Source organism: Caldicoprobacter guelmensis (assembly GCF_016908415.1).
GTDB classification, from domain to species: Bacteria; Bacillota; Clostridia; order Caldicoprobacterales; family Caldicoprobacteraceae; genus Caldicoprobacter; species Caldicoprobacter guelmensis.
In genome coordinates, this window is the sequence record NZ_JAFBDW010000003.1 from 148,079 (window position 1) to 160,882 (window position 12,804).

Genomic DNA, 12,804 nt, shown 5'->3' on the forward strand with positions numbered 1-12,804 from the left:
CCTCTCCTCAGTAGGTGTCACGTATTCGGTAAAGCTGTTTGTATTTACCATAGGCGCTCCATACCCTGGCCACAAAATCTCGTGTCTCCTTAAAAGGTATATCATACAATCCTTTCCCGTCTTTGCTATACCTGGGGTCTTCTAACCATTTTTCGACATTGCTGCTGCCGCCATTATATGCCGCAAGAGCCAAATCCAAGTCCCCTTTAAATTGACTGCGAAGCCTATCAAGATACCAACACCCTATTCGTATATTCACAGCCGGGTCATACAGGCTGTCATCATCATATCCTTGAATGCCAAGCTTTTCCGCTGCCCACCGTCCTGTAGAAGGGATGACCTGCATAAGCCCTCTCGCTCCTTTGTGCGATGTCGCAACCTCGTCAAATTTGCTCTCAACCCATATCACTGCGCACACCAAATATGGATCCAGCCCGTATTCGCTTGCATACCGAAGTATCAAGTCCTCGTATTTTAAGGGGTACATCCTCCTTTGAACCCAACCGTACACCAATATCACGCACAGTATAGATAATGCCAACAGAATGATAAGCACAAGTTTAAAAGTCAAAGTTCTGCCCATAGCTGCTCCACCTGCTTCCGGGTATACTCCAAACCATCCGAATTATCTATTATTTTATCAGCATACCGCATCTTGATTTCCTGTGCCATTTGACTGTTTATACGATTTAATGCTTGCTGGCGTGTCAGCCCGCTCCGCTTCATAAGCCTTTCTATTTGAGCCTCCCTATCAGCCACAACCAGCCATACCTCATCCACCATATCATACCATCCAGCCTCTATCAATAGAGCTGCATCCACCACAACTGCCTTATAACAGCTCATGAGTTTCAGCCTCTCTATCTCAGAGAGCACCCTCTTTTGGATGGCCGGATGCGTAATGGAATTAAGTTTTTTTAAAGCTTCTGGGTTAGAAAACACCAGCTCTCCTAACTTTTTTCTGTCAATCTCGCCATCGGGCTGCAAATACTCATCCCCAAAGGTTTCCTTTACCTCTTGCCACACAGGCGTTCCTTTTCTCATCACTTCTCTGGCAATCATATCGGCATCAATAACTGCAGCTCCCAGCTCGGCAAGAATTTTAGATACCGTGGACTTACCACAGGCTATCCCACCGGTCAGCCCTATTATCTTCATAGTCCCTCCCGTTTTATATCACAACCTCATAAGTAATGATGAGCATTTAACTTATTTGCTTTTAAATTGCCAAATCCGCCACAGAGAAAATAAACTGTCTCACCAGCAAAGTTACAGGATTACAGCTAATTTGCCACGTATCCTATTTGGCATCATACCAGCTCCTGCCCACTCCTACATCCACCACCAACGGAACCGAGAGCTTTACAGCATTCTCCATACACCGCACCACCAACTCTTTGACCTCTTCCAATTCGGGTTTATAGGTGTCTATGATCAGCTCATCATGCACCTGCAATATGAGCTTTGACTTCAAGTTTCGCCTCTTCAATTCAGCATACACGTCATTCATGGCCTTCTTTATTATATCGGCCGCGCTGCCCTGTATAGGCGTATTCATGGCCAACCGCTCGCCCTGCGAACGAATGTTGAAGTTTCGGGATTTAAGCTCGGGTAAATACCTACGCCGGTTCATCAGCGTGGTCACGTAGCCCTGCTTTTTGGCGGTTTCCACTATTCTCTCCATGTACTCTTTGACCTTTGGATAGCGGGCGAAATAGCTGTCTATATACTCTCTGGCTTGCTTACGGCTTATTCCCAAGCTCTTTGCCAGACCGTAATCGCTTATACCGTACACAATGCCAAAATTGACCGCTTTTGCATTGCTGCGCTGTTCAGGCGTTACCTTGTCAATCGGTACGCCGAATATCTCAGATGCAGTTCGCAGGTGTATATCTTGATTATTCCTAAAAGCCTCAATAAAAGTAGGGTCTCCTGACATATGTGCCAGTATTCGCAACTCAATCTGGGAATAATCGGCGTCCACCAGCACATAATCCTCTCCGCTGGCAACAAACACTTTACGTATTCTCCGACCCATCTCAAGCTTAACAGGAATATTCTGTAAATTAGGCTCTGCACTGCTGATCCTGCCGGTAGCTGTCACCGTCTGATTAAAGCTGGAGTGGACCCTCCCATCCCTAGGGTCTATAACGCTTAAAAGCCCATCTATATAGGTGGATTTAAGCTTCATGACCTGGCGATACTCAATCACTTTTTCCACCAGTTCGTGATATGGGCGCAGTTGCTCAAGCACCTCTATATCGGTGGAGTATCCCGTCTTTCCCTTTTTTATAACCGGTAGTTTCAGCTTTTCAAACAACACATAGCCCAGCTGTTTTGGCGAGTTTATATTAAACTCTTCCCCGGCTAGAGTATATATTTCCTTTGTAAGATTTGATAGTTCAAGCGAAAATTCTTCCCCCAGCTGCTTCAACATATCTTTATCCACTTTAAATCCTGTAATCTCCATATCAGCCAGCACGTTTATAAGCGGATGCTCAATTTCCTCGTAAAGATAGAGCATCTCGGTCTCTTTGAGCTTCTCACGCATATATCCTGCCAGCAAATACAGGTCAGATGCATCAGCATCATTGACATCCAATCCAGCATACTCATAAAGTAGCTGAACCACATCGTAGCGATTTCTCGCAGGGTCCAGCAAATAGGCTGCTATAAATACATCGAATTCCAATCCTTCAACATGAATGCCATATCTATGGGCCTCTAAAATTAAACGCTTCCCGTCGTATACGATCTTCCGCAAATCCTGTTTCTCCAAAATGGGCTTTAACCCCATGAATACATCTTGGTGATTTAACCCTTGAGTCAGCAAATCGCCTTTCAACTTCATCCTATACACTTGAGATGGATTATCGGAAATGGTTATACAATCATCCTGTACCAGTATGGCCACCTTACTGACATTCATGAGGTTTTGCACATGATACCGTAATTCCTCCAATGTATTGACTTCTATCATGTTTTTTTCTCGGGCAGAGGTAGTAGTCGCAATCCTTTCCCTCGATTGTATTCCAAGCTTCTCGATTATGCTTTGAAACTCAAGCTCCTCAAGGAACTCCAACAGTTCCCTTGAGTGCGGTATTTCGTAACTGCAATTCTCCACTTTTATATCCAGAGGAGCATCCTGCACGATTGTGGCCAACCTTTTGCTCAGCATCGCCTGCTCCTTATACTTGATCAGCGCCTCCTTAAGCTTTTGGCCGCTTACATTTTCGGCATTGTCCAAAACCTCTTCAATAGTATGATACTGATGCAGCAATTTAAGAGCTGTCTTTTCACCTATACCTGGAATGCCTGGTATATTGTCAGAACTATCACCCATCAAGGCCTTTAAATCTACGATCTGAGCGGGAGTCAAACCATACTCCTTCTTTATCTCTTCAACATCAAAAACCCGCACATCCGATATGCCCTTTTTAGTCATGATAACCCTCACCTGAGGGGAAACCAGCTGAAGGGCATCTCTGTCACCAGTGACCAGATATACATCCCATCCCCTTTCCTTGCCCAGACGAGCAAATGTACCCAAGATGTCATCAGCCTCATAGCCCTCAACTTCGTGTATAGCTATTCCCATAAGCTTCAGCAGCTTTTTGAGAAGTTCAAACTGGGGAGCAAGCTCTTCGGGCGCCTTTTGCCTTGTAGCTTTGTACTCGGCATAAATTTCATGCCGAAAAGTAGGCCCCTTTTTATCAAATGCTACTCCTAAATACCCCGGCTTATAATCCCCTATCAGCCTCAACAGCATATTAGTAAAGCCATACACGGCATTGGTAGGAACTCCCTTTTTATTCGTCAACATCGGTAGAGCATAAAACGCACGGTGCATCAAGCTATTCCCATCTATTATCATCACTCGTGGTCTTCCCATGGAAATCTCTCCTTAAAGCCAATGGTTTGCCTTTCTAACAGGCAATCACCTATCCCAATTATACTATCTATCATCTAGACTTTATCACATCCATCATCAAAATTCAATCGTTTATAGCAACTTTGCATCTTTATTAAAAGGTATTTCACTAAAAGAGCTTAATCTAGTAAATTTTAATATACATTAGTGCATGTACACCGTTAATTTGTATTATATGCAGCAAATTAAAGTAAATCTTGTACTTCAAAAAAGCGAGCCTTTGCTGATAAAATTACCATAATTTATGCAATGACAAATATATTACGATTGTGTTAAAATGTATTACAAATATATAAAAATTTTATTTGAATTGGAGGTTATAGATATGAAGAAATTTATTTCTACAATTTTTTTGAGTATCTTTCTAATAGGGTTACTATTTACAGCAGCACAGGTACCACAACAAACAGCAGTGTTAGCAACAAGTGATACAGCATGCCCATCTAAAGTAATAGTCACAGCAAACAACCTTAACGTGAGAGCTACCAGCAACACGCAGTCGTCGATCATAGATGTTCTGAAGCGTAACCAAGTGGTAAACATATTGGGCCAATGGGGTAACTGGTATATAATACGGACCGACAATGGCCAAATAGGTTCTATATTAAAATGGTTTACAAAGCCTGTAGAGCAGCAGCCAACACCACAACCGCAGCAACCTAAACAGCCAACACCGCAACCCGCTCCGCAACCCCAACCCCAGCCAACACCGCAGCAACCCAATCCACAGCCTGCTCCACAGCCACAGCAGCCAACTCCGCAACAGCCGTCAAATCAGCTAAGTTACGAGCAGGCGAGGATGCTGGAGTTGGTCAACGCTGAGAGGACCAAAGTAGGCCTCAAACCCCTTATATGGGATGCCGAACTGGCCAGGGTGGCCACCATCAAGGCTAAAGATATGGTTGATAACAACTACTTCAGCCATACCTCCCCAACTTACGGCAGCCCATTCGATATGATGCGCAACTTCGGCATCCAATACAAGACTGCCGGTGAAAACCTGGCGGGTTATCCTTCTGTCGAAGGCGCACACAACGGCCTTATGAATTCAGAAGGTCACAGAAAGAACATCTTAAACCCCAGCTTTACGCACATAGGTATAGGCGTTCAAAAGAGCCCAAGATACGGTTACGTGTTTGTACAAATGTTTGTTGGCAGATAACTACAATAAAAGCGGTATCATAATGGTACCGCTTTATTTTTATCTTTCATGTCAAAATGCATACTTTTCTCATTTTTTAACCACAAATCTAATTTTCCCCGCTTTTGACAATGTGAAGAGTGGTTCAAAAAAATTTTAATTATCAATTTCGCTACGACAAAAATTCCAGTCAGTTTTATGCTCGAATATGACAGAAGGGTGGTAGTTTGCGGATGATTTTGGTATAATAATCTTTGAAGCGCTTATCCCACGTAAACTTAATGCGGATGGGAGGGGTTAAATGTGGACAAACAACAAGTGCTAAACTTTTTCTTTAAAAGGAGAAGTATCAGAAAGTATAAAGACATGGACGTAAGCCAGGAAGATATAGACATAATCTTAAAAGCGGCCATGTCTGCTCCTTCTGCAGGCAATCAGCAACCCTGGCATTTCATAGTAGTAGATGACCGCGAAAAAATGAAAGAGATCACCAAATACCACCCTTATTCCTCCATGCTCAACACAGCACCTAAGTGTATCATTGTGGCAGGTGATGTGTCTTCACAAAGATACGAAGGCTACTGGGTACAGGACTGTGCGGCTGCTACGCAGAACATGCTACTGGCTATAGCACAGCTAGGACTGGGTGGCGTATGGCTGGGCGTACACCCCAGAAAGGAACGAGAGGAAGCCATTCGTAGAATATTCAACATTCCTGACCACATTGTGCCATTTGCCATCGTGGCAATTGGCGTACCAGATGAGGAAAAGGGGCCGTCCGACAGATACAACCCTGAAAGAATACATTACAATAAATGGTGAACGTCATGAGGGTTTTTATCGCTATTGAGTTTGAACAGCATATAAAGGATTATTTAAATAAAATTCAAAGACAGGTAATGAGCTACAGCACTCACGGGAACTTTTCAAGGCCAGAAAATTTTCACCTTACGCTAAAGTTTATAGGAGAAGTAGAGCCATCATTTGTGAGCACCATAGCATCAGCGATGGCCCAATCAGTACACGGCATAAAACCTTTCAAGCTCAGGCTTGATCAACTGGGAAACTTCCCTAGAGGAAACAAGATGATTATTTGGGTAGGGGTAAAGGGAGAGCTGGACATGCTAAATCGGCTATTCAATCAGCTGGAAACATCGCTACATAGCATAGGCATTGCTAAAGATTCAAAAGGATATTCTCCCCATATCACACTAGGCAGAGAGGTACGCTTGGCAGAGCCATTCTCAAAAGTAGCCAACGCCGTCACAATGGATCAACAACAAGTAATCGAAGTACGTAAGATATCGCTGATGGAAAGCACCAGACAAGAAGGCCGCCTTATGTACATCCCTCTTTATAGGCAAATATTAACATATTAACCTTAAAAAGATCAGAACTTGAACCAGGTTCCCTCTACTTACCTCTACCCCTGTTTCGCCTTCTCCAGTATCACTCTGTATGCTTTCAAAAAGATACCTACATCTACCGAATATGAAAGATACTGAACTATTGCTTCCTTCTACCGTTTGAGGCTGTCCAGGTCGTCTATAGCTCAAAAACCTACTCTGGGTATTTCTTTTGGGGGCTGGTCGTAATTCGCTTGCCTACCATCAGCCACCTCATACAGAATTCTATTGGTCTGCATAATTCCCTCAATAAATTCGTAATAAGGCCTTTGACAGATATCTACACAACCTATCTGAAAGTTTTCCCCATCAAATCGTCCCAAAGCTGCTTGATCATTCAAGGTAAAATGGTGTGCCCCCACAAAATGCCTGCTTGTAGCAGCAGTTTCCATGTAATATCGATAAGCTCTCCCTCGTTCTTGTTGGGTGGCAACTCCTCGTATTCCAGTAGCAGGCAATCCTCGATCTAGAGCACCGTGGTGAAATTCTCCTATAATAACCGGCATTTCTGTAATTTTACCTATTTGTTCAATGTCTTCATAAGGAGTGATCTTATAGCAATTTATAGAAAACACATCGAAATTTTCGTAACCTGCTAGTAAGTTTTCATTGGCAATATAAGCATATCGCATACCGAGATTCATGTGATGGGGATCTACTCTCTTACAGACAACACTTGGAATCTCCACATACGTCTTGATCATTATCCTTGAAAACTCATTTAAATCTTCCGATGCTTTCGGGGATAACTTTGATGCACGCTTAATACCCTTCTTAAGCTCGCCAAAACTGCGTAAATTAAGATTCCAAGCCTCATTAAACTTTTCAACGTCACCGTCATACCGTGTTGACAAGAATTTTATTAAAACCTCCTTTGAAGCCAATTCTTCCTCATTCTCAAGCAACTCTTCAGCAATATTTAGGTTATGGATAAAAGCCCACTGGGGTTCATTCCTCAAAAAGTATCCGATCATGTAAGGGTCCCCTTCAAACTCTTTGAGCTGCTCAGCAAACCTTTCTGCGTTATTCTTGTATTCTTGACTGAATACATCGGGAAAATCTCTAAAAATCTTTTCGGTAGTCTCGGGAAAATCCTTTAAAGGCCATACATATGGTAACTTGGCATAGCGTATAAACTTTAGCGATGACCAATTGCCAACGGTGTTAAATCCCCATTCCACAAGCCTTCTTCTGGTCATTTTGGCCCATTCATTCCACCATGCTTTACCAAACACCCTAATTAAGTTAGCTATAGCAAAATCAAAATATTCACCCCCATCCCCTTTACTCCAAGCATCCTTATATATGCCATTTTCATCGGGCAACCACTTGTATAGCTTTTTGATGCCATCAACCCTTCCTTGAACTCCTGGACTAACACAATCAAGGCCTATGCTCAAAAATGCATATCCATCTGGATCAACCAACCACCACCGTTTCCCGTCATGCTCAGTTCTGAAGTACCCAGTGGAGTCAAATCGTTTTTCTAGCCATCCACCATATCTGCTTCTATTGCCAAAAAATGTCATATTATCAGGTTTAGCAGCTTCTTTTTTGAGCCATATTTTAAGCTCATCTATACTTTTCGTTTTACCAGGCCACTCACGATCATTAAGCTGTCCCAGCTCATCTACAAGCTTAACATCAGGCAGAGGATAATTGGGTTCAATATCAGAAATATAAAGGTTGGATATTTCCAGTTTATGATCTTTGAAATATTTCATAGTTCCAATGGCAAATCGGTCTACTTCTTCTATGGCTACCTTGGTACCAAACACTACGGTTTTAAGCTTTCCAGGGGTCCTATCCAGAAACATCTTTTGAGAGTTTAAAGCCTCTAATGGAAACGATAACCTAGTCTTAAGTTTCGGAAACAATCCAAGGATCACAGTCAAATTGGGATGATGGCCAGTATTTCCCTTAACCCAGAATTCCAAGGTTACTCCCATTACATAATCCTCATGGTTGACAGCATCAAAAATTATATATTTAGCATCCCTCCAGTCAACATCACCTAAACTACCAGGTATTCCCTCTATTTTTAGTTTTCCTCCTTCGCCATTGCAAATAAGATAGACTTCTCCGCTCTGTCCATTCTCAACCCTACAATTGATAGGAGTAAACTTACTCAAGTCTAACGTCTTCTTCAAAAATACCACCTCTCTTCCTTTGACTTCACATTTTTATAAAACTTACTCCTGCAGTTATAACCACATCCTACTTTTTTTGCAGATTTAATTTCCAACTGAATCGTGAAGTTATAAGTGTAACCTAAAAATTTAACTGGGTCTAAAAATTTTACCGTGTGAGCAGACAAACAATTCTGCCCACACGGTAAAAACATGCTATTTTCAATATACATCCACTTATTTACCAATTCATTACTTCCTTAAGACAATACCAAAGTGCCTGACATTATTTTGCATATCTTCCCTTTTTCAAAACAGTGCCAAAGCGCTTGACGTTATCTTGATACTTCTTGTCATAGGTTTCCTCTATCTGCGGCATACCATTTTGATCACAGAACTTGATAATGTCTTCGTATACCTTTTCTGCTTCTTCTGGAGATTTTGCCATTATCACTTTCGGATAATTCGCCTTTATATAGTCCTCACACAACGTCCTCTGGATACCCAGATCGCTCTGTGGATCAATGACGTCGCCAATACCAACAAACTCATCGCTTAACAGCTTGGTTGGTGTCACAATATGTGCCTGCATTGAAACTACCCAGTTTCTCTTTTCCTCTGGTAGCTTATCGTTTACTGCAAACTTGATGGTATCAACATGGTCGCTGTGACCTGGTATCATCCAGAACCAGAGCCCCAGACGATCGCGCTCTTCGGCCGTCAATTCACCTTCAGCCTTTTTCAATATAGGTAATCCTTGGTCGTCTAGAGTATCCCACAGAAATCCCGGTGGACCATACATTTGGATTATAGCAGCTTCTCTAGTTAAGAGATAGGTCCAAAGGTCAAATATTCTTTGGGGATTTTTAGCCTTAGTTGTAATGCATGTTACATTCCAGCCAACAGTGGAAGTAATATCACCATATATATCGTTCGGTGACAATCCTTTAGCAGGTGGGAAAACATTAGGCTGTACTAGCTCATAGCTATCATCCGGGTGGTTCTTTTTGAGAATTTTTCTGAAGTGGTTATTATCATCTTGTGAATGATCATAGTAGAACAATGCTATGCGCCCATTGGTTGCTTTTTCAAGTATTTGGTCAGTTGTATCTGTAAACTGAGTCTCCGCGATCAGTCCTTCACGCCACCACTTATTAAGTTCTAAAGAAACTTCCTTAAATACCGGATCACGGAATGCTAGCCTATACTTACCATCCAGAACTGTGTACCACCCGTTTAAAACGCCGCCATAGGAACGGTAAAATGCATTAGCTAGCCTCCATCCATCACCTGTAGCATCCGTCATGAAAGGGATGGTAGACAATCCTTCTCTTGTCTTGGTTACATCGGTCTTTACCTTTTTAGCAAATGCATATAAATCCTCAAATGTCTCAAGCTTGGGACTCCCTGCATCCTGCCAGATGCGCAGATTATACATCCACACATCATTACCGCCCGTGGGTGCTGTTCTGGGCCAGTTAGGAATCCCGTATAGCTTGCCATCGATCTTTAATAACTCTATCGTCTGAGGTAAAAGATTTTCTTGGAGGTTAGGATTTTTTGTCATAAAGGGTTCAAGAGGTTGTAACAATCCCAATCGAGCCAATCTTATATTGTCTGGGCCCCTGTCCATCATAATAGAATCTGGCAAATCACCAGAGGAAATCATAACGTTAAGCTTTGCAGCGGGGTCAGAATCCGGCTTAGCGAATTCAACATGAACATTAAATTTTTTGGATAAGTATTTAGATACTTCATCTTCTCCCCACGGCTTTATTCCCCACCAATCATAGTTAAAATAATGGGTAAATGTGTATGGCTCTGAATATTCTCCTGACTCTCCTGATTCTGTTGAAGATTCACTCTCAGTACCCTGTTCTGATTCTTTCGCTGTCTCAGATGTTTCGGCTGGTTTGGAAGTATCAGGTGCTTTCTTCCCACAGCCCGAAGCCACTATAGCAAGAATAATAAAAACAACCATAAACAGCGATAAAATTCTAAATTTCTTCATAATTTGAACGCACCTCCACTATTTTTATTTTTATCTTAAAAAACAGCATCTTAAGCGATACTGTTTTTTAACCTTTTAGTGAGCCAATCATAACGCCTTTAATAAAATAGCGCTGCAGGAACGGATATACCATCACTATAGGCAGTACAGTTACCATCATCGTAGCCATTGTAAGAGACCGAACATTTACATGTACACCTTTTCCAACTCTTCCTACATCTACTGGACCCGCTTGTGCCGCAGCAGCCTGGGCCATTCTTTGAGCAAACTGGGCTTCCGAGATGATGGAAAGCAATACGCTTTGTATGGGCTTTAAAGATTGTTCTGTAATGAATATATACGCGTCAAACCACGCGTTCCATTGTCCTACTCCAATAAAGAGAGCTATTGTTGCCAAAATTGGCGTTGATATAGGGAGTATTATCCTGAAAAATACTGTAAAATAATTTGCACCATCAATACGTGCAGATTCCTCTAACGCAGACGGTATTCCCATAAAATACGTCCTCATCAATAACATATTCCAAATGCCTACTAAAGAAGGTATTATGTAAACCCAAAAGCTATTCATCAAACCCAATGACCTTATAAGAAAATAGTAAGGAATAAGACCTCCCCCAAAGTACATAGGGATAATACACAAGATGGTATAAAATCTCCTTCCTTTGAGATTTGAATGTGCCATACCAAAGGCAAGGGCTGCTGTAAATAACAAACCAGTTATTATCCCTATTATTGTCCTCGCTATTGAAATAAGGTAAGCATTGTAAACTAATTTATTTTGAAATATGAGTTCATAATTGCGCAACGTAAACACGCGTGGATAAAACGTTATTCCTCCCCTTACGGTATCATCGGCATCATTCAAGGATATAGCGAGAGAATTGATAAAGGGATATAACGTAACAAACACAACTATAAGCATTATTATCACATTAATGGTATCAAATATCCAATCCCCAAACGTTTTCTTTCTCTTCATCTTTGTATCACTCCTCAAATAAACTTTTATTACAGAACCTCGTGCCCTGTTCTGCTGGCAATTTTATTGGCTGTAAGCAAAAGCATGACATTTATCACCGATTTAAACAATCCAGCCGCTGCAGCATAGGAAGATCTGTTACCACTTATACCTACTCTGTACACATACGTATCGATAACATCGGCAAATGCACGCAATTTGGGATTGGTCATCTGATTGGTAAGCACCATAATCTGGTCAAAATTAGCATTCAACAGATTGCCTACACTGAAAATCAAGAGTAGAATTACAGTTGGTAAAATAGACTTAAAGGTGATATGCCACATTTTCGCATATCTTCCAGCGCCATCTATCTCAGCGGCTTCATAAAGATCTGGATCTATAGATGTAATTGCTGCAATATATATGATTGCATTCCAGCCCAGCGATTTCCATAAGTCAGTTATAACAGCCATTCCCCAGAAATATTCACCTACACCAAAGAAATGTATTGGACGATCAATTATGCCAAGAGCAAGCAAAGCAGAGTTTACAGCACCATTATCCACCGAGAAAAAATCAAACATCAATGTACCTGCAACTACCCACGATATAAAGTGAGGAAGATAACTGATAGTTTGAACAGTTTTTCTAAACCGCATATTTAATATCTCATTTATCAGTATTGCAAAGATTATAGGAGCCGGAAAGCAAATGAGCAACTTTAGCAAGCTTATAACTATTGTATTACGCAACACCAAACCAAAATTAGGATCAGTAAATAGATAACGGAAATGCTTTAACCCAACCCATTCACTCATTCCAGGAAAGTCCCCTAATCGAAACTCTTGAAAAGCCATAATAACGCCATACATGGGAATATATGAAAAGATAATAATATGTATAATTCCAGGGATTACCAATAATTGTAGATCAACCTGTTTTAAAAACTCTTTTACAAAACCATTAATTCCACCCCTTTTACGGATTCCAATAGGCTGTATTACAGTGTTCCCAACCATTTTTTATATAACCCCTTCCCTTTTTAATTTGCGTGTTAAAGTCTCATAAGGTAATGTGCACTGTTTTGCAATGTAAAATATAAACTCATTGTATATAGGGTACTATTTCCAAATAGTAATCACACTTCACAGAATTTACAGCAAAAATATAAAAAAGAAAAGCACCTTCCCCATTATACCTTACGTAACGATATGGAGTTTAT

Annotated in this window: 10 protein-coding genes; 3 read left to right on the top strand and 7 right to left on the bottom strand. The window is 41.3% G+C overall.

The genetic code is table 11. The features are described 5' to 3' along the window. Positions 1-7: 7 nt before the first annotated feature. The 3 genes from JOD02_RS05145 to polA all read right to left on the bottom strand — a co-directional run bounded on the left by JOD02_RS05145 (position 8) and on the right by polA (position 3,892). Positions 8-583, bottom strand: coding sequence for a lytic transglycosylase domain-containing protein (locus JOD02_RS05145; RefSeq protein ID WP_204487584.1), 576 nt, complete (start codon positions 581-583; stop codon positions 8-10). Continuing rightward, complete coding sequence (gene coaE / locus JOD02_RS05150) at positions 568-1,158, bottom strand: dephospho-CoA kinase (protein WP_204487586.1); 591 nt, start codon at positions 1,156-1,158, stop codon at positions 568-570. The genes JOD02_RS05145 and coaE overlap by 16 nt, the downstream gene beginning before the upstream one ends. Before the next feature lie 142 nt (positions 1,159-1,300). After that, positions 1,301-3,892, bottom strand: coding sequence for a DNA polymerase I (gene polA, locus JOD02_RS05155; RefSeq protein WP_204487587.1), 2,592 nt, complete (start codon positions 3,890-3,892; stop codon positions 1,301-1,303). Between the two features lie 364 nt (positions 3,893-4,256). Between polA and JOD02_RS05160 the strand changes: the two genes are divergently transcribed. The 3 genes from JOD02_RS05160 to thpR all read left to right on the top strand — a co-directional run bounded on the left by JOD02_RS05160 (position 4,257) and on the right by thpR (position 6,451). Continuing rightward, positions 4,257-5,093, top strand: coding sequence for a CAP domain-containing protein (locus JOD02_RS05160; RefSeq protein ID WP_243426360.1), 837 nt, complete (start codon positions 4,257-4,259; stop codon positions 5,091-5,093). A gap of 282 nt (positions 5,094-5,375) precedes the next feature. Further along, positions 5,376-5,894 carry a nitroreductase family protein gene (locus JOD02_RS05165; RefSeq protein ID WP_341534536.1) on the top strand — a complete coding sequence of 173 codons (519 nt, stop codon included), beginning with the start codon at positions 5,376-5,378 and terminating at the stop codon, positions 5,892-5,894. A gap of 5 nt (positions 5,895-5,899) precedes the next feature. After that, positions 5,900-6,451: an RNA 2',3'-cyclic phosphodiesterase gene (gene thpR / locus JOD02_RS05170; protein WP_204487589.1), complete on the top strand. Its 552-nt coding sequence runs from the start codon at positions 5,900-5,902 to the stop codon at positions 6,449-6,451. A 173-nt stretch (positions 6,452-6,624) separates the two neighbouring features. Here thpR and JOD02_RS05175 read toward each other — a convergent pair whose 3' ends face one another. The 4 genes from JOD02_RS05175 to JOD02_RS05190 form a co-directional block, all read right to left on the bottom strand. Further along, positions 6,625-8,628 carry a hypothetical protein gene (locus tag JOD02_RS05175; RefSeq protein WP_204487591.1) on the bottom strand — a complete coding sequence of 668 codons (2,004 nt, stop codon included), beginning with the start codon at positions 8,626-8,628 and terminating at the stop codon, positions 6,625-6,627. 265 nt (positions 8,629-8,893) lie between these two features. Continuing rightward, a complete protein-coding gene (locus JOD02_RS05180) occupies positions 8,894-10,618 on the bottom strand; it encodes an extracellular solute-binding protein (protein WP_204487592.1) in 1,725 nt (574 codons plus the stop codon). Positions 10,619-10,685: 67 nt separating this feature from the next. Continuing rightward, a complete protein-coding gene (locus JOD02_RS05185; protein WP_204487593.1) occupies positions 10,686-11,600 on the bottom strand; it encodes a carbohydrate ABC transporter permease in 915 nt (304 codons plus the stop codon). Positions 11,601-11,629: 29 nt separating this feature from the next. Continuing rightward, complete coding sequence (locus tag JOD02_RS05190) at positions 11,630-12,601, bottom strand: ABC transporter permease (protein ID WP_204487594.1); 972 nt, start codon at positions 12,599-12,601, stop codon at positions 11,630-11,632. Positions 12,602-12,804 lie beyond the last annotated feature (203 nt).